We start from the raw sequence: 17,121 nt of genomic DNA, 5'->3' as shown, positions 1-17,121 counted from the left end.
ACGGCGGCCTGTCGTAGGGAGGGTTCGGGCTCGACGTCCAGCGGCGTCAACCGACCTCGTCGCTGGGGTCCCCGCGACGCCCGCGTACCCAACAGATGCTCAGACCTCTTGCCGCCACGCTGCCTCAAGTTACCCTACAGCTGTAGGAAATCCTACAGCTGTAGGGCGAAGGTAGGCTGAGAGACGTGGTCACGACCAGAGACAGCAACGCGCCGACGGGCGACCGGCGCGTGCGCCGCACCCAGGCGGCCCTGCAGCGCACGCTGATCCAGCTCGTCGAGGACCGGGACCTGTCCCAGATCAGCGTCGCCGACGTCGCCGAACGGGCCGGAGTGAGCCGCTCCACCTTCTACGACCACTATCGGGACGTGCATGAGCTGGCGGAGGCCGCCTGCACCGCGATGATCGACGACCTGATCGAGTCCCTGCCCTCCCCCGGCCCCGACTCGGCCGACCCGACGCAGGACGCGACCCAGTCGCTGCGGGCCTTCTTCGCCAACCTCGCCGAGCGCGCCGGCCTCTACCGCAGCCTGCTGGGGCCGCAGGGAAGCGCGCGCGTCATCGACCACGTACGCCGGCGTACCACCGCGGCCATCCACGTCGCCGTGCGCAGGGCCGAGACCGGCGCCGAGCCACCGGCGCAGACCGCCGCGTCGATGGACATCCCCCACGACGTGCCCGCCGCGTTCACCGCCGGAGCGCTCATCGGCGTGGCCGCCGACTGGCTCCAGCGCGGATGCCTGCGGACACCGGCCGAGATGGCCGCCCTCACCTGGCCGCTCCTCACCGCCCTCTACCACGTCGACACCGACATGAGGCCCGGGTAGGAGCGTGCCGCCGATGCCGCCCTTGCCGCCCTTGAGGGAGGGTGCAGCCGCCGAGCGCGGCGGCTGCGATGGCCCTGCGTTCCAGGCCTTCGCCGCCGGAGACGGGCTGGCCTGAGCCGGTGCGGCGGTCAGCGGGATCAGCAGGCCAATGAACAGATGGCGCTGCGCCCGGTTGCGGCCATCGCCGCTTCTTCGCTGCCTGCGAGGCGCTGGATGTCTTGTCGGCGGCCGGGCCGAGCGGGTGCACCGGCCCGGCCGGGCCGATCGGAGACATCTGGACCGGGTCGCGTCCTGGGACAGCGCCACCCGCGGCGGTCCGAGCGGTGCACCGGCCTGGCCGGGCCGACCAGGAACATCTCAGCCGGGGTCTGGTCCTGGGACAGCGCCACCCGCATAGGGTCGGCGGCCGATGTGCCGGCCCTGGTGCGTACGTCGATGGCTGTTCATCGGCTGCCCCAGCTCGCACCTACGAGAGGGGAAATCGTCATCAGCGCCCTGCGCGCCCGCGGGACTCCGAGCTGGCGATGCCGGTGGCAGGCTTGACGGTGTCCTCCCCGAAGGCGGCAGCGAGCGCCTTCGCGATCACGTCGGCCAACTCGGTCCGTCCGTCGTCCTCGGCCCAGCGCACCAATGCCGTGTGCAGGGCGGCCAGGCAGGCACTGGCCGCCACCTGGGCGTGGAAAGCCGCGTCAGGATCGGCGGCATCGTTCCCGAGGGCGTCGACGATCGCCTGCTGAAGGGCGTAGTGGTTGTCCAGATGCTTGGCCCGCAGGGCCGGCGTCGAGATCATGAGCCGGAGGCGGGCAAGCAGGAACCGCTTGCCCGCCGTCAAATCGTCTCCTTGGCTTGCACCGGTCAACGTCGCGGCCGAGTCGATGAGCGCGTTGCCGATGCGACGGACCAGGGGCTGCGCGGCGGACGATGCGACGATCCGCTCGGCGACGAGCCTGCCGTGCTGATCGACGAGCACCATGTCCTCCTTTGTCGGGAAGTGCCGATACACGGTCATCGGCGACACGCCCGCGGCTTCGGCGACGTCGGTCACGGTCGTGTTGTCGTATCCGCGCTCGGTGAACAGCCGTACCGCGTGCGCCTGAATCTTGCGCTGCGTCTCGGTTCGCCGTTGCGCTCGCAGTGTTGAGTGCTGATCGACCATGTGGTAGACACTACCATCGTGGTAGCAACTACCAAATCGGTAGTGACTAACAGATTGAGATGGTTAGCATGAGTGATCTGACCGGCAGGACAGCTCTCGTGACCGGAGCTTCGCGCGGCATCGGGCAGGCGATCGCAGCCCGGCTGGCGGAGAAGGGGGCAACGGTCATCGTGCACTTCGGCACGGACAAGGGCGGGGCGACGGCGACAGTCGACGCGATCGAACGCGCCGGTGGAGCCGCGTTCGCCGTCAGGGCAGAGCTGGGTGGGGATGACGACGTCGAGAATCTCTTCGCGGGAGTCGAGGCCGGCCTGGCCGGGCGGCCGCTCGACATCCTCGTCAACAACGCGGCGGCCGCGCCCGCCGGTCCGCTCGGAGCCACGACGCGGAAGGAGTTCGACCATCTGTTCGCGGTGAACGTGCGAGCGCCGTACTTCATCATCCAGCGAGCGCTACCACTGCTCCGCAACGGCGGGCGCATCGTCACGATCTCGTCCGTGGCGACCCGGATGGCCAACCCCGCCCAGACATCCTTCGCCATGACGAAGGGCGCGGTCGAGACGATGAGCATGACCCTGGCCAACCAGCTCGGAGTACGAGGAATCACGGTGAACGCCGTCGCTCCCGGCGCCACCCGCACCGCAACCAACGGGTCGGTCTTCGAAGCGCCGGGCCTGGCCGAACACATCGCCGGATCGACGGCGCTCGATCGCCTCGGCGGGCCCGACGACATCGCCGACGTGGTCGTCTTCCTCGCCTCCGACGCTGGGCGCTGGATCACCGGTCAGGTCATCGACGCGAGCGGCGGCCTGTTCCTCGGACCACGCGCCTGATCGCAGGTTGTCGACGAGAACTCACTACTCGGCCGCGACCCTCCCACGCTCCGGACCGCCGGGCACGCGCCTGCACCACCGCCTCATACCGCGTGCGATCGTCTCCATGGCCCATCCCTCGCGCGCGCCTGCACGCGTAGAGAGGCGAATGCGGATGAAAGGAGGCATTGAGACGATCACGATTCATGGCGCGGTACGTCCCTACCAGCCGTCGATGTCGCGCCGAGGCAGCCGCCCGTCGTGCTCGGGCTCGGCGCCCAACCGCCGACGTGCCCCCGCGCGAACCCGCCAGTTGTCGAAGCCCGACCTCAGCCGCCGGTGTCGTCCCTGCATGCGCTTATCGTCCGTGATCCGGCGCGGTTGAGGCCGTCACGGTCGACGGTGGTGCCGGTCTTCTTGTCGACGTAGGTCGGCGAGTCCGGGATGCCGGCCAGCCAGCCCGTCGAGGCGGCGGTAGCGGCGCGGGCTGCACTGAATCGGATCCAAGGTGTCAGCGTCCTGAATGAGTCCCTGATCCGTCCAAGGACGGTCACGTCCAGGCGGTCACGTCGACGTCACGTGGGTGCACGGGCTGGGAGAGCACGACCGAGGTGGTGGTGTCGCCCAGTTCCGCCAGTTGTTCGATCACCTGCTCCAGATGGGCTGCGTCCCGTACCGCGATGGCCAGCTCGTAACAGTTCTCGCCGGTGACGTGGACACAGGACAGCACGTATTTCATGGCCAGCAGGCTCTCGCGCAGCCGGGTGACGCCCTTGCGCGAGCGGTGGCGGGGCCGCAGCTGGACGCGGGCCTGGAGCGGGAGGCCGAGGCGAGCCAGGTCCACATGCGCGGCATAGCCGGTGATCACGTCCGTCTCCTCCAACCTGCGCACCCGCTCGGCGACGGCGGGCCTGCTGAGGTTGACCCGCCGGCCCAGCTCCGCGTGGCTGATGCGGGCGTCACGGGTCAGCTCGCGGACAATCTGCAGGTCCAGAGCGTCCAGCGACGACTTGACTGGCAGCATCGGCGTTCACCTCCGTATCGCAGGTCAGAGCTTCCTCACGCCGCTGAAATGGTATGGGATGGGCCAGACCAGGCGCATACGGTTACCTCTCGTGAAAGCAGCCGTTCTCCAGGACGTGGGCGAGGTCCATGTCGCCGACGTCCCTGATCCCGTCATCATCGAGCCCACCGACGCCCTGGTACGCATCACGCTGGCCGCCGTTTGCGGCTCTGACCTGTGGCCGTACCGGGGGCATGAGAAGTTCAGCCCCGGCGACCGGTTGGGCCACGAGTGGCTCGGCGTCGTCCAGAACGTGGGCCGCGAGGTCACCGGGATCAAGTCCGGCAATCTGGTGCTGGCGCCCTTCGCGTTCTCCGACGGCACCTGCGGGCATTGCCGCGACGGCATGCAGACCTCATGCGTGCGGGGCGGGTTCTGGGGCGGCGCCAACCAGGGCGGGCAGGCCGAGGCCGTCCGGGTGCCGTTCGCCGACGCCACGCTCGTCCCCGTGCGCGTCGACGCCGGCGACGACGGACTTCTGCGCAGGCTCCTGCCGCTCGCCGACGTGATGGCCACCGGTCACCACGCCTGCGTCCTGGCCGGCGTCGGCCCTGGCCGGAGCGTCGCGGTGATCGGTGACGGCGCGGTGGGGCTGTGCGCCGTGCTCGCCGCCCGCCGCGCGGGTGCAGAACGCATCATCGCTGTCGGCCGCCACCCCGATCGTCTGCGCCTGGCCCGTACTTTCGGCGCGACCGACACCTTGGACGCCGACGACCCCGCCACGGTCGCCGAGCTGATCGACGGCACGAAAGGCGGCGTCGGCTCGGTGGCCGAGTGCGTGGGCACCCAGTCGGCGCTCGATCTTGCGCTCGCCCTGACCCGTCCGGGCGGCACCATCGGCTCCGTCGGCGTGCCGAACGGCGTGCACACCGTGGATCTGTACCGCTTCTTCCGATCGAACATCGCGCTACGAGCGGGCGTCGCGCCGGTCCGCCGCTACCTGGATCCGCTGGTCACCGACGTGCTGTCCGGCGCGCTCGACCCCTCCCCCGTTTTCACCACCGAGGTCCCCCTGGGGGACGTGGCCACCGCCTATCAACGGATGGACCGGCGTGAAGTCATCAAGGCGCTGGTGAGAACGTGAGGTGGGGTAGCGAACACGCCCTCCGCTGCGAGGTCGAGGACACGGACGGCGGCACGGCCTCCCTCCGGCCCGGCCGCGCCCGCGAATACGACGAGACAGGGCGCGCGCTCCATCTGGTCGAACAGCTGGCCTGCTGCTGGGGCAGCGCCCGCACCGCGCGGGGCAAGGCCGTCTGGTTCGAACTGTCCGTGCGTCCCGCTCATGCGGCAGCGTAGCCGCACCCGTTCCGGCACCTCTGGCGTGTCGATCCCGGCCTCTCGACCGCATCCGCCGGTCCTCGAAACCGAATCAGTCGCCTCGTCACCGCGGCGGGGTGGTCGTGCTGCGTCGCACCACCAGCCGCGTCGGCACGAGATCGGTGCCGGGCTCGGAGCCGCAGCCTTCGCGGATCTGGCGCAGCACCCGTTGCACGCATCTCCTGCCCACCTCCGCGAAGTCCTGGTGGACGGTGGTCAGAGGCGGGACGAAGTAGGCGGCGTCGGGGATGTCGTCGAACCCCACCACGCTGATCTCGTCGGGGATCGCCCGTCCGCGTTCGTGGAAGGCGCGCAGCAGGCCGAGGGCCGTCTGGTCGTTGGCGGCGAACACCGCGGTGCAGTCTGGTTCGTCGGCGAGCCGGAGACCGGCGCTGTATCCGGACTCGGCCGACCAGTCCCCGTGCAGGGGCGGAGGGACGGGCCGGCCCGCCGCTTCGAGCGCGTCGCGCCAGGCCTGGGCGCGGCGCTGGCCCGCGTAGGAGGTCCGCGGCCCCGTCACGTGCCAGACGGTCCTGTGCCCCAGATCGAGCAGGTGGTGGACGGCCCGGCGCGCCCCGTCGGCCTGGTCGGTGTCGACGACGGGGTAACGCTCGCCCGCGTCGGAGTCCACCACGACGACGTGCACTCCGGGCGGCAGAGTGACGGTCCCCGCGTCGAGCAGGTGGATCTCCATGATGACGATGACCGCGTCGACGGCCAGCTCGCCCATGCGGGTGAAGGCCCCCAGGACGTTGTCCTGGGTCGGCACGTCGATCGGGATCAGGGTGATGGCGTAACCCTCGGTCGCGGCGTGGGCGGCGATCGCCTCCACCGTACGGCTGTTGCCGGTCGACGCCAGGCTGAAGAGGATGACCCCGATGGTGTTGAACTGGCCGTACCGCAGCGCGCGGGCGGCGCTGTTGGGCCGGTAGCCCAGCTCACGCATCGCCGCGAGCACCTGCTCGCGGGTGGAGCCGATCACGCCAGGGTGACCGTTCGAGACCCGGGAGACCGTCTGCGCCGAGACACCCGCCAGCTTGGCGACGTCAGCCATGGAGACGCGCTGCTTACGGCGGCCACCGGGGATGCCCGACCCTCCCCGCTGGACCCCGCCCGCAGGCGCCGTGCCCGGCTGCTCCCGACCGACCCGATCCATTGCTCTCCTCGACGTCCGTTTCGGCATCGTCACACGTGGGGCCGCGCGACGAGCTTGTTACCTGGGGGAAACCCTTGACGCACTGTGTGGCCGATGCCACGATACCGCAATAAGTTTACGTAAACATCACACAGTGGTGATGTTTGCTAACTCTGCGAAGCCATCTTTCTTCAATATCAGGGCAAGATCGATGTTTACGTAAACGCATGTACTTCGAAGGGAGGAGGACAGGTGGTCGCAACGCCGCAGGCGAGCACGCCGTCTGCCTGGAAGGCGGCGTCCCGGGGGTCGCGCTCGTGGACGGGCTGGCGGTTCGTCGGGCCCTTCATGGCGGTGTTCGCGCTCGTCTTCCTGGCCCCGATCGGGTACTCGATCCACCTGAGCCTGTTTCGCACCCAGCTGATCGGCGGAACGGTCTTCGTCGGCCTCGACAACTACCTCAAGGCGCTGGGCGATCCGCAGTTGTGGGCGGCCTTCGGCCGGGTGGCGCTCTTCCTGGTCGTCCAGGTGCCGATCATGTTGTTCCTGTCACTGCTGATGGCCCTGGCCATCGACAGCGGCCGGCTGTACGGGGCGAGCTTCTTCCGCATCTCGGTCTTTCTGCCCTACGCCGTGCCCGCGGTGGTCGCGACCCTGATGTGGGGCTTCATGTACGGGACCCAGTTCGGCCTCATCGCCGACGTCAACGAGGTGCTTGGCCTCTCGCTGCCGGACCCGCTGTCGCCCGGACTGGTCCTCACCTCGATCGGCAACATCGTGACCTGGGAGTTCGTCGGCTACAACATGCTGATCTTCTACTCGGCGCTGCGGGTGGTCAATCCGTCCCTCTACGAGGCCGCCGAGATGGACGGCGCGAGCCAGCTCCGCATCGTCTGGGCGATCAAACTGCCCGCCCTGCGCGGGGCGCTGATGATCGCCACGATCTTCTCGATCATCGGCAGCTTCCAGCTCTTCAACGAGCCCAGCATCCTCAAGAGCCTGGCGCCGAACGCGATCACGACCTCCTTCACACCGAACCTCTACGCCTACTCGCTGTCCTTCGCCGGCCAGCAGTTCAACTATTCGGCGACCGTCGCCATCGTCATGGGCCTGATCACGATGATCGTCGCCTACGTCGTCCAGCTTCGCGGCGCGCGGAAGGGACTGTGAACATGACCGCCACCACCCCGGCAACCGCCCGCAAGCCTCGCTCTCCCGCTCGCGCGGGCGCTGCGGCCGGCCCGCTGGTGATCCGACGCGGCCACCGGCGCCCGCCACGGCGCAATCGCCGCAGCGTCACGTTGACCGTCATGAGCGCGATCATGCTGGTGTACACGCTGCTCCCGCTCGTCTGGCTGGCGATCAACGCCACCAAGACGCAACAGGGGCTGCTCCGCTCGTTCGGCCTGTGGTTCGACGCCGACTTCGCCCTGTTCCGCAATCTCGCCGACACCTTCACCTACGACGACGGCGTCTTCAGCCGCTGGCTGCTCAACACTCTGCTCTATGTGGTCCTCGGCGCGGGCGGCGCGACGCTGCTCGCGACGGTCGCCGGCTACGGCCTGGCCAAGTTTGACTTCCCCGGCAAGAAGGCGGTGTTCGCGATCGTCATCGGGGCGGTCGCGGTGCCCGGCACCGCGCTGGCCGTCCCGACGTTCCTGATGTTCTCCACCATGGGACTGACGAACACCCCGTGGGCGATCATCATCCCGTCGCTGATCTCGCCGTTCGGCCTCTACCTCATGTGGACGTACGCCACCGACGCCGTGCCCGACGAGATCCTCGAGTCGGCGCGCGTGGACGGGGCTCGCGAGTTCCAGACGTTCTTCCGCATCAGCCTGCCGCTGCTGGCGCCAGGCGTCGTCACGGTGCTGCTGTTCACCGTCGTCGCGACCTGGAACAACTACTTCCTGCCGCTGATCATGCTGAGGGACCCGGACTGGTATCCGCTCACGCTGGGCCTCGACACCTGGAACGACCAGGCGTCCACCGCCGGTGGAGAGGCGATCTTCAACCTCGTGATCACCGGCTCGCTGCTCACCATCCTTCCGCTGATCGCGGCGTTCCTGCTGCTCCAGCGGTACTGGCAGTCGGGCCTGACCGCCGGAAGCGTCAAGGAGTAGGGCGACGCCGGGCCGTACTGCCGATCGGTTCCAGGAACACCCAGGAAAGAGACACCATGAACACAACCCGTCGCCACGCCCTCCTGCTGGCGGGCGCACTGGCGGTATCGCTGGTCGCCACCGCCTGCGGCTCCTCCGGCCAGGGTGGCACCGAGGCCGCCGCCACCCGGAGCGCGGCCATGTCCGACACCGACCTCCAGGCCGCGCTGGACGCCGGTGGCACCATCACGGTCTCGGCCTGGGAGCCGACGCTGAAGCAGGTGGTCAGCGGCTTCCAGGCCAAGTACCCGAAAGTGAAGGTCAATCTGGTCAACTCCGGCACCAACAAGGACCAGTACACCGCGCTGCAGAACGCGATCAAGGCCGGATCGGGTGTCCCCGACGTCGCCCAGATCGAGTACTACGCCCTGCCGCAGTTCGCGCTCAGCAAGTCGGTGGCCGATCTGACGGCTTTCGGCGCCGACAAGCTCGACGGCACCTTCACCCCCGGACCGTGGAACTCCGTCCGATCGGGCAACGGCGTCTACGGCCTGCCGATGGACTCCGGCCCCATGGCCCTCTTCTACAACAAGGAGGTCTTCGACAAGCACAAGATCGCCGTCCCGGCCACCTGGGAGGAGTACATCGCCGCGGCCAGGAAGCTGCACGCCGCCGACCCCAAGGCGTACATCACCAACGACACCGGCGACGCCGGCTTCACGACCAGCATGATCTGGCAGGCCGGCGGCAAGCCGTACCAGGTCGACGGAGCCAAGGTCCGTGTCGACTTCACCGACCCCGGCACGCGGAAGTTCACCACCGCCTGGCAGCAGCTCGTCAGCGAGAAGCTCGTCGCGCCGATCACCGCCTGGAGCGACGCCTGGTACAAGGGACTCGGCGACGGCTCCATCGCCACCCTCATCATCGGCGCCTGGATGCCGGCCAACCTCGAATCCGGCGTCAAGGCCGGTTCCGGCAAGTGGCGGGTCGCCCCCATGCCGCAGTGGGAGGCCGGCGGCGCGGCCAGCGCGGAGAACGGCGGCAGCTCGCTCGCGATCCCCGAGGCCAGCACCAACAAGGCGCTCGCCTACGCCTTCATCAAGTACGCCAACGTCGACGAGGGCGTGCAGACCCGCGTGGACGGCGGCGCGTTCCCCGCCACCTCCGCGCACCTCGAGGCCCCTGCCTTCCAGGACAAGAAGTTCCCGTACTTCGGCGGGCAGGAGGTCAACCAGGTTCTCGCCCGGTCGGCCGACCAGGTCGTCGACGGCTGGTCGTACCTGCCGTACCAGGTCTACGCCAACAGCGTCTTCAACGACACGGTCGGCAAGGCGTACGTGGGCGGCACCACTCTTCAGGACGGCCTGAAGGCATGGCAGGACGCCTCCATCACCTACGCCAAGGACCAGGGCTTCAGCGTCCAGTGAACGGCCACGGCCGGGTCCTGCCAGCCGTTCGCCGGCGGCAGGACCCCGTGACCCGCGCCCGTACCCCGGCCGCACGTCAGCCGTGCGCCCGTGCCGCCCGAGGCCCGGCTCCTAGGCGCGCCGACGCCACTGTGCCGAAACGAGGAAACACTTGTCTGCTCACAGCCACCAGCGCCGTTTGGCCCTCTCCGGAACCACCTATGACTGGGACGTTCCGCCGCGGAGCTGGAATCACGACGCGGGCGTCCTGACCGTCGACGCCGCGCCGCGTACCGACATCTTCCGCAGCCCGTTCGGCTGGTCCACCGCCGTCGACGCCTCCCGGGCACTCACCACTCTCCGAGCGGCGACTGGCAACTCCAGGCCCGTCTGCAGGTCGGCTTCCGCGCTGACTGGGACGCCGCCGCCCTCCTGATCTGGGCAGATGACAACACCTGGGCCCAAGGTCAACTATGAGCTCGCGCCCGGCGGGGTGCCCACCATCTTCTCCGTCGTCACCCGCAACGGCCGTTCCGACGACGCGATCGGGCCGGTCGCCGGCGACGTCGGCATGTGGCTGCGGATCAGCAGCCTCGACGGCGGGTACGCGTTGCACTGCTCCTCCGACGGGCGCGCGTGGCAACTCGTACGGCAGTTCACCCTCGACTTCCCTGCACCGGTTCGCGTCGGCTTGGAAGCACAGTCGCCCATCGGGAAGGGTTGCCGAGCCGTCTTCGAGAACGTCCAGCTCACCAACAGCCGGCTTGAGCACCTGTTCGACGGCCGGTAGTCAGACCGGTCGTGGCTTTCGAAGCTTTCAGCGGGGTGCATTCCGAACTTCCCTGCGCCGGCCGCACGAGGCGGCGCCCACCTCCTGACGGACAGAGCACAGCCGCTCATGGTTTCGTCGCGACCGTCTTCGCCGGGGCCGGCACGCATCAAGAGCGCCAGAAGCTGCGGCGGACCGTGCGGCGAGCACGGCCCGCTCCCGGCTCGGCAGGGCCGGCGGCAGCGGGCCGCCCGAAGGCATGTCGCCTAGCGCCCGGCTTCCTGTCCTTCGAGCGCGTCCATGACCAGGGCTCCTTCGCGTGCCGCCTCGCCCGGCGACAGTTCACTCAAGGCGTGCCGCAGAGTGACCTCGGCGGCGTCGATGGCCGCCCTGGCGGTGATCACGTGCGTGTGCGCGCGGTCAAGATGACCGAGCCCAATACAGTCGAAAGCGACCTGCGCGTCGTGCAGGGCGAGCTGCAGCTGCCGGGTGGATTCATCGAGACCCATCGCATGTCCTCCTGATTTATGGACGAAGTGTGACACGTAGCCCCACCGCCTGCTCATTTATTATGAGGCGGCAGTTCGGTTTTCTGAGGGTGATTCGAGGGGAGACAAAAGCGTCCTATCGGAACGCTAATTTCGTGAATGTCATAGCTGCCTTTTCAGGCTGATACGGCTAAGGCGCCGCCAAAAACCTCGAGCCGCCTGTGACTCGACCGCCACCCGTACCCAAAACCGCCCGCATAAGCTGATTCGTGCCTGCCCGTGTGCAGCTCGCTAGGACGCATGCCCCTGGCGCTACCCCTTCCCACGGCAGGTATGCCAGGCGAGGCCCGACGTTCGGCAGGTCCGCCCTCGTCCCGGCGCGAAACGCGGGGATGTCCAGCCCGGCCTCGCCTTCGTAACGCTCCCGTTCGACCGGCCGCGACGCAGCGTTTTGACAAGTTGGCGAAATATGTCAAACTGACAACCGTGGGTACCGCAGACCAAGTACGCGAACGGACGATCCTCGATGCGACGGCGGAGCTGCTGCTACGGATCGGCTACGACAAGCTGACGATGGGGGACGTGGCCGACGCCGTATCCCTCCACCGCGGGCTGGTGTACCTGGTCTTCAAGAGCAAGGACGAGCTGGTCGAGGCGGTGGTGCACGACGAGCTGAGCCGCTACGCCGACGCCTGGCGCGAGCACCTGGAGGCCGACCCCCGTGCCGGGGATGTGGCGAGCGTCTACCGGGCCATGATGGGGGCCCTGAAGACGCTGCCGCTGGCGGCCGCCATCGTCGCCCGAGCCGAGGACGTCTTCGGCAAGTACCTGCGCAAGCGAGGGAGCGTCTTCGAGCGGCTGCCGGAGATCAGCAGGAGCGGCGATTTCCTGCGCGCGATGCGGGAGGCGGGGGCCGTCCATCGCGACGTCGACGTGCGGGCGGTGGCCTACATCCTCGACGCCCTGACGCCGGCCATCCGGCGCGCGTTCCAGGAACCGGCCAACGGTGACGTCCCGTCCTCGGCCGCGGTGCTGGCGGTGCTGGAGAAGATGATCGAATGCGCCGTGCCCCCTGCCGAAGGCGCCGATCTCGCCGCGGGCAAGGCGATCCTCCTCAACCTGCTCACGGGTGCCAGATCCGCGTTCAACGAAGCGAGCTAGAGATTCTCCCGCACTCGGCGGGCACCGATATGGAGGTTCGATCATGAAGGTAGTCCTCGTCACCGGGGCGTCGTCCGGGATCGGCAAGGCCACCGCTCTGGAGCTGCTGCGCGCCGGTCACATCGTGTACGGCGCGGCCCGCCGTACCGGACACATGGCGCCGATCCGCGCGGCCGGCGGGCGGGTCCTCCCACTCGACATGCGCCAACCAGCGGATCTGGAGCGCGTCATCGACACCATCGTGGCCGAGCAGGGCCGGATCGACGTCCTGATCAACAACGCGGGCACCGTGCTGCACGGTGCCGCCGAAGACGTCCCCCTCAACATGGCCCGCGACCAGTTCGAGGTCAACGTCTTCGCCCCGGCCAGGCTGGTCCAGCTGGCCCTGCCGTACATGCGCGAGAAGGGGTCGGGCACGATCGTCAACGTTTCGTCCATCGGCGGCGAGATCGCGCTGCCGCTCGGCTGCTGGTACTACGCGACCAAGCACGCGCTGGAGGCCTACTCCGACACGCTGCGCATGGAAGTCCAGCCGTTCGGCATCGACGTGGTGATCATCCAGCCCGGCATCATCAGGACCGAGTTCGAGGACCGCACCGCGCAGGACCTGCGGGAGATCTCCGGCGGCACCGCCTACGGCGCGATGGCCGAGGCGATGGCGCGCAAGAGCGAGACGCAACTCGGCGCGGACAGTCCGGCTTCGGATCCCGACGTCGTGGCCGCGGTCATCCGCGAGGCCGTCGAGGCAGGCAAGCCGGAGGCTCGCTACGCCGTCGGCTACATGGCCGACAAGCTGCTGGAGCTCAACCGGACCCTGCCCGACCGCGAGTGGGACAAGCTCGCCATGACTGCCACGAGCTGAAAGGCGGGCGGTGGGCTGTCGCCGCGCTGGCCGCTGCCTTCGCAGGCTCTGGTCGCAGTCCGGTCAGGATCTCGTCTATGCCACGGAGCCCCGCCCGCTGCAAGAGCCGCTTTTCGTTGGTGACCCACCCCCCGCGTGCCGCCGGCACCGCATGCGCCATGTTCATGGCGGCGGTGGCCAGCGCGCCCGCGACCTCGGCGGCTTGGCCGCGCCGTACATAAGCGCCCTTGGCGTAGTGCAGCGTCGCGGCCGCCCGGCCGCGCCACACCGCCGGGGCCGCCTCACGCAACGCCTGCGGTACTCAGGACGCGGCAGATCGCCGCGGAGCACCTGATTGACGGCAAGCTCGGCGACCACCAGGTAGCTGGGGATGCCCGCCAGATGGAACATCAGCGGCTCCCAGCGGAAGCGGCCCTCCTGGGCCTCGGCGAGTTCGTGGTCGATGACGTCGAGGTCGCGGTAGTGGACGTCGACATGCCGGTCGTCGATCGTGAACCACGCTCCCCCGTTGAAGACGCCTCCGCCCCAACCGCCGATGTCGGAGACCTCGCCCTCCCAGCCGAGGGCGCGCAGGTCGACCGGGTCGAAGCCGCCCCGGTAGTAGGCGGCCAGGCCCAGTCGCTGTCAGGAGTGTGCGTGCCCTGGGCGCGTGAGCCGCCGAGAGTGACGGCCCGCACGCCGGGCAGGGCCGCCAGCCGATCGGTCGAGAAACATGAGAGATCCGATCATCTGAAGTGGACGGGCGCTGTGGTGCACTGAGCGGACGCCGGAGCGAAGGCTCGAACGGCGTCTGGAGGATCGGTGCATGTGTCATCGCTTCATGGAGTTGATCTTATCGCAGGCCGGGAAGCGGAGGGTGACGGCCAGGCCGCCGGTCGGACGGGCGACGATGGAGATCGTCCCGTGATGCGCGGCGACGATGCCGCGCACGATGGACAGGCCGAGACCGAGGCCCGTGCGGACGCCCTCGCCGCGCACGAACGGCTCCAGCAGGGCTTCCGCCGTGCTGGGCGTGATGGGCGGTCCGGTGTTGGCGATGCAGGCGAACGGCAGACCGCCCGTGACGCCGGTGGTCACCTCGATACAGCCTCCGGCGTGGTTGTAGCGGACCGCGTTGTCGATCAGGTTGCCGACCATGCGTTCAAGCAGGACGAGCTCACCCGTGATCCGGGCGGGCCATAGATCGCGCCGCACGGCGAGGTCGCGGGCCGTCGTCTCGCCGGCGGCACCGGCGAGGATGCCGCTCACGAGGTCGGCGAGGTCCACGTCGTGCTGCCTGATCGGGCCTGCCTGGCTGCGGGCCAGCGTCAGCAGCCCGTCGAGGATGCGCTTGCTCTGGTCCACGGCGGCGCTGATGTCGCCGGTCATGGCGAGCAGTTCCGGCGTGCCAGGCTGATCGTCGAGGGTGACGTCGATGGCGGTGCGCATGGTGGTCAGCGGTGTGCGGAGCTCGTGGGCGGCGTTGGCTGTGAACATCCGCTGGCTTTCCAGCGCCCGGTCTCGGTCGGCCAGGCCCGTCTGGATGCGGTCGAGCATGCCGTTGATGGTGTGGGCCAGGGTGGCGAGCTCGTCGGCGGGGCTGGTGACCGGCACCCGCTCGGACAGGTTCTCGGCCGACAGGCGCTGCGCGGTGGCCGAGATGGCGCGGATCGGCCGCAGCACCCGCCCGGCGACCAGCCATCCGAGCGCGGCGGCCAGTCCTGTCACCACCGCGAGCGAGATCAGCGCCTGGGTCAGGAACTCCGAGTAGGCGGCCGCCTCCAACTGCCCGGCGAGCTGCCAGAGCTGCCGCTCCGCCGTCGAGGCCTGGTCGGGGACGGTGGAGGTGCCGATGAGGTTGAGCGACAACCTGCGCCCCAGGTTGCGCCGCATCAGGAAATAGGTCAGACAGGTCAGGATGATTCCGGCGGCCAGCACCAGAGCGGTGTAGAGAGCGGCGAGCCGGCCGCGTGCGGTCATGCCCGGATCCGGTATCCGGCGGAGGTCAGGGTCTCGATGAGCGGCGGCTCGCCGAGTTTGCGGCGCAGCGTGCCGACGGTGATCCTGACCGCGTTGGTGAACGGGTCGGCATGCTCGTCCCACACCTTGTCCAGCAGTCTCTCGGCGCTGACGACGTCGCCGCCGGCGGTCAGCAGCTGTTCGAGCACGCCGAACTCCTTCGGGGTCAGGGCCAGCAGCCGGCCGGCGCGCTCGGCGGTGCGGCGCGCGGGGTCGAGGACGACGTCGGAGGCGCGCAGCACCGGCGGGCGGGCGGGGGCGCTGCGCCGGATCAGCGCGCCGATGCGGGCGATCAGCTCGGAGAAGGCGAACGGCTTGCCGAGATAGTCGTCGGCGCCCAGGGTGAGCCCGTCGACGCGGTCGGCGACCTCGCAGGAGGCGGTCAGCATGAGGATGCGCGCCCTGCCCTGCTCGGCCAGGTGCCGGCACACGGCGTCGCCGTGCACCACGGGCAGGTCCCGGTCGAGCACGACGACGTCGTACGGTGTGACCTCGCACTTGTCCAGGGCCGCCCGCCCGTCGAAGGCGAGGTCGACGGCGAAGCCGTGCTTGCGCAGCCCAGCCGCGATGTACTTGGCCAGGGGCTGCTCATCCTCAACCAGCAGGACCCGCATCCCGTCAGTATCCCTTCCCCACCATATGGATCTTGTATGGCCCTGCGATCGCTTCCCGATCCACATCGGCCCGTAGAAAGGGCGATCACCGGAGACAGCCAAGGAGTGTGCGGTGAAGAACATCGACAGACGTGGGTTTCTGCAAGGGGCCGGGCTGACGCTCGCGGCTCTACCGATATGGGGATCCGGGCTGAACGGCGGCGCTGCGGCAGGATCCAGCGCGGACCAGCTCTTCAAGGCGGGACGGTTCGACAGCGCCGATCGTGCCTACGCGCGCCTGCTGCGTGAGGATCCGGACAATGTCCACGCCATCGCGCAGCGGGGATACATCGCCTTGCTGGCCAACCGGTTCGGCAGCGCTGAGAGGTTCCTCGCCAGGGCGGTCAGCCTGGCCCCGAGCGACATCGCCGCGAAGCAACGGCTCGCGGAGTGTTACGTGCGCCAGGATCGTCATCCCCGTGCCATCCCCCTGCTGAGGCAGACCGGCAGGCCGAACGACGAGGCGTTCGCCCAGCTGTACTCGCACCTGGGCGGCGCACCCTGGCAGGTGCACGGCGCCCAGAGCACGCGGATACCCATGACAGGCCTGGAGCCCCTGCCCACTGTCGAGGCCTCGATCAACGGCGGAAGCCCCAAGCGGTTCCTCCTCGACACCTACGGGACCCTCGGCGTGTCGAAGGAGGTGGCGGAGGAGGCTGGCCTTCGTGCGGTCGCCACGACGACGGGACAGGTCGGCGACACACCCATCACCGGATATCTGGGTGTTCTGCCCTCGTTCCGGTTGGGGGACGTCGAACTGCGCAACGTCCCTGTCGGCTGGGGGGACGGCGCCGGCCCGTCGATGCCGCCGTTGCCGGACGGGTCACAACCGGCGGGGGTGATCGGGACGACGACGTTCTACCACTTCCTGACCACCATGGACTACGCGGGCAAGGCCCTGGTGCTTCGCCGCAGGACCGAGGCGCAGTTCAGGAAGTTCCGGGAGGGGCTCGCGCGCTCCCGGTTCGACAAGCTGCCCCTGTGGCTGGCCGGCGACCACTTCCCCTGCACCATGGGCAGCCTGCGCGACTACGGGCCACGGATCGTCACCGTCGACACGGGCGGCCTGAACCAGGGGTTCAACACCACGATCGAGATCGCCGAGCGGGCGGGCATCGAGGTGGACTACGACCAGCCGCAGTTCCCGCCGGGCAGCGGACGCTATCCGATCACCGCCGACAGGATCAGCCTCGGCAGCGCGGTCGGGCGCGACGTCCGTGGCTGGGCCGGACCGGGCGGCCCCGGTCCAGGACAGTCCGAGCGGTTCGGGTTCGACGCCATCGCGAACGTCAGCCACCTGTTCTTCAAACCGTTCGCCATCACCTTCGACTACGCGCGCATGCACCTCTACATAGCGTGAAGCGCCTCG

The 17,121-nt window shown here is 69.1% G+C and carries 18 protein-coding genes and 1 pseudogene; 11 read left to right on the top strand and 8 right to left on the bottom strand.

Annotated features, from left to right (window positions below):
• The first annotated feature begins 185 nt into the window (after positions 1–185).
• The gene (locus FHR33_RS00955) at positions 186–827 is read left to right on the top strand and encodes a TetR/AcrR family transcriptional regulator (protein ID WP_183642175.1); all 642 of its coding nucleotides are present in this window, start codon (positions 186–188) and stop codon (positions 825–827) included.
• A 487-nt stretch (positions 828–1,314) separates the two neighbouring features.
• On the opposite strand, the gene FHR33_RS00950 is transcribed toward FHR33_RS00955, so the two are convergent.
• Positions 1,315–1,983: a TetR/AcrR family transcriptional regulator gene (locus FHR33_RS00950; protein WP_183642172.1), complete on the bottom strand. Its 669-nt coding sequence runs from the start codon at positions 1,981–1,983 to the stop codon at positions 1,315–1,317.
• Positions 1,984–2,051: 68 nt separating this feature from the next.
• Here FHR33_RS00950 and FHR33_RS00945 point away from each other — a divergent pair, with 68 nt between their 5' ends.
• Complete coding sequence (locus FHR33_RS00945; RefSeq protein WP_183642169.1) at positions 2,052–2,816, top strand: SDR family oxidoreductase; 765 nt, start codon at positions 2,052–2,054, stop codon at positions 2,814–2,816.
• 201 nt (positions 2,817–3,017) lie between these two features.
• On the opposite strand, the gene FHR33_RS51490 is transcribed toward FHR33_RS00945, so the two are convergent.
• Positions 3,018–3,149 (bottom strand): hypothetical protein, encoded by a 132-nt coding sequence (locus FHR33_RS51490; RefSeq protein WP_281388128.1) that lies wholly within the window; start codon positions 3,147–3,149, stop codon positions 3,018–3,020.
• A gap of 196 nt (positions 3,150–3,345) precedes the next feature.
• Positions 3,346–3,819 (bottom strand): Lrp/AsnC family transcriptional regulator, encoded by a 474-nt coding sequence (locus FHR33_RS00940; protein WP_183642166.1) that lies wholly within the window; start codon positions 3,817–3,819, stop codon positions 3,346–3,348.
• A 91-nt stretch (positions 3,820–3,910) separates the two neighbouring features.
• On the opposite strand from FHR33_RS00940, the gene FHR33_RS00935 reads away from it, so the two are divergent.
• Together FHR33_RS00935 and FHR33_RS00930 are read left to right on the top strand one after the other, a co-directional pair.
• Complete coding sequence (locus FHR33_RS00935; RefSeq protein WP_312895295.1) at positions 3,911–4,942, top strand: zinc-binding dehydrogenase; 1,032 nt, start codon at positions 3,911–3,913, stop codon at positions 4,940–4,942.
• Complete coding sequence (locus FHR33_RS00930) at positions 4,939–5,157, top strand: ATP-binding protein (protein ID WP_183642160.1); 219 nt, start codon at positions 4,939–4,941, stop codon at positions 5,155–5,157. The genes FHR33_RS00935 and FHR33_RS00930 overlap by 4 nt, the downstream gene beginning before the upstream one ends.
• 85 nt (positions 5,158–5,242) lie before the next feature.
• Here FHR33_RS00930 and FHR33_RS00925 read toward each other — a convergent pair whose 3' ends face one another.
• On the bottom strand, positions 5,243–6,334 hold the full coding sequence (locus tag FHR33_RS00925; protein WP_221240854.1) for a LacI family DNA-binding transcriptional regulator: 1,092 nt from the start codon (positions 6,332–6,334) through the stop codon (positions 5,243–5,245).
• A 231-nt stretch (positions 6,335–6,565) separates the two neighbouring features.
• Here FHR33_RS00925 and FHR33_RS00920 point away from each other — a divergent pair, with 231 nt between their 5' ends.
• From FHR33_RS00920 to FHR33_RS00905, 4 genes are all read left to right on the top strand, one after another.
• The gene (locus FHR33_RS00920) at positions 6,566–7,483 is read left to right on the top strand and encodes a carbohydrate ABC transporter permease (protein ID WP_312895294.1); all 918 of its coding nucleotides are present in this window, start codon (positions 6,566–6,568) and stop codon (positions 7,481–7,483) included.
• A gap of 140 nt (positions 7,484–7,623) precedes the next feature.
• Positions 7,624–8,436: a carbohydrate ABC transporter permease gene (locus tag FHR33_RS00915; RefSeq protein ID WP_246451548.1), complete on the top strand. Its 813-nt coding sequence runs from the start codon at positions 7,624–7,626 to the stop codon at positions 8,434–8,436.
• A 56-nt stretch (positions 8,437–8,492) separates the two neighbouring features.
• Positions 8,493–9,842 carry an ABC transporter substrate-binding protein gene (locus tag FHR33_RS00910; protein WP_183642154.1) on the top strand — a complete coding sequence of 450 codons (1,350 nt, stop codon included), beginning with the start codon at positions 8,493–8,495 and terminating at the stop codon, positions 9,840–9,842.
• A 424-nt stretch (positions 9,843–10,266) separates the two neighbouring features.
• Complete coding sequence (locus tag FHR33_RS00905) at positions 10,267–10,611, top strand: DUF1349 domain-containing protein (RefSeq protein ID WP_183642150.1); 345 nt, start codon at positions 10,267–10,269, stop codon at positions 10,609–10,611.
• Positions 10,612–10,856: 245 nt separating this feature from the next.
• Here the strand turns inward: FHR33_RS00905 and FHR33_RS00900 are convergent, their stop codons facing one another.
• The gene (locus FHR33_RS00900) at positions 10,857–11,099 is read right to left on the bottom strand and encodes a hypothetical protein (protein WP_183642147.1); all 243 of its coding nucleotides are present in this window, start codon (positions 11,097–11,099) and stop codon (positions 10,857–10,859) included.
• Between the two features lie 465 nt (positions 11,100–11,564).
• Between FHR33_RS00900 and FHR33_RS00895 the strand changes: the two genes are divergently transcribed.
• Positions 11,565–12,239, top strand: coding sequence for a TetR/AcrR family transcriptional regulator (locus FHR33_RS00895; RefSeq protein WP_183642144.1), 675 nt, complete (start codon positions 11,565–11,567; stop codon positions 12,237–12,239).
• A gap of 43 nt (positions 12,240–12,282) precedes the next feature.
• On the top strand, positions 12,283–13,101 hold the full coding sequence (locus tag FHR33_RS00890) for an oxidoreductase (RefSeq protein ID WP_183642141.1): 819 nt from the start codon (positions 12,283–12,285) through the stop codon (positions 13,099–13,101).
• On the opposite strand, the pseudogene FHR33_RS49625 reads toward FHR33_RS00890, so the two are convergent.
• From FHR33_RS49625 to FHR33_RS00880, 3 genes and pseudogenes are all read right to left on the bottom strand, one after another.
• A pseudogene (locus tag FHR33_RS49625) lies at positions 13,043–13,796 on the bottom strand (nucleotidyltransferase domain-containing protein). The gene FHR33_RS00890 and the pseudogene FHR33_RS49625 overlap by 59 nt on opposite strands.
• A gap of 115 nt (positions 13,797–13,911) precedes the next feature.
• Positions 13,912–15,060: a sensor histidine kinase gene (locus FHR33_RS00885; RefSeq protein ID WP_183642138.1), complete on the bottom strand. Its 1,149-nt coding sequence runs from the start codon at positions 15,058–15,060 to the stop codon at positions 13,912–13,914.
• Positions 15,057–15,713: a response regulator transcription factor gene (locus FHR33_RS00880; RefSeq protein ID WP_183642135.1), complete on the bottom strand. Its 657-nt coding sequence runs from the start codon at positions 15,711–15,713 to the stop codon at positions 15,057–15,059. The genes FHR33_RS00885 and FHR33_RS00880 overlap by 4 nt, the downstream gene beginning before the upstream one ends.
• Positions 15,714–15,825: 112 nt before the next feature.
• Between FHR33_RS00880 and FHR33_RS52355 the strand changes: the two genes are divergently transcribed.
• The gene (locus tag FHR33_RS52355) at positions 15,826–17,112 is read left to right on the top strand and encodes a tetratricopeptide repeat protein (RefSeq protein WP_183642132.1); all 1,287 of its coding nucleotides are present in this window, start codon (positions 15,826–15,828) and stop codon (positions 17,110–17,112) included.
• Positions 17,113–17,121: the final 9 nt, after the last annotated feature.

This window comes from Nonomuraea dietziae (genome assembly GCF_014195505.1).
GTDB lineage: Bacteria > Actinomycetota > Actinomycetes > Streptosporangiales > Streptosporangiaceae > Nonomuraea > Nonomuraea roseola.
Note: the sequence above shows the minus strand (reverse complement) of the source record. Positions and strands in the feature narration are given on the sequence as shown.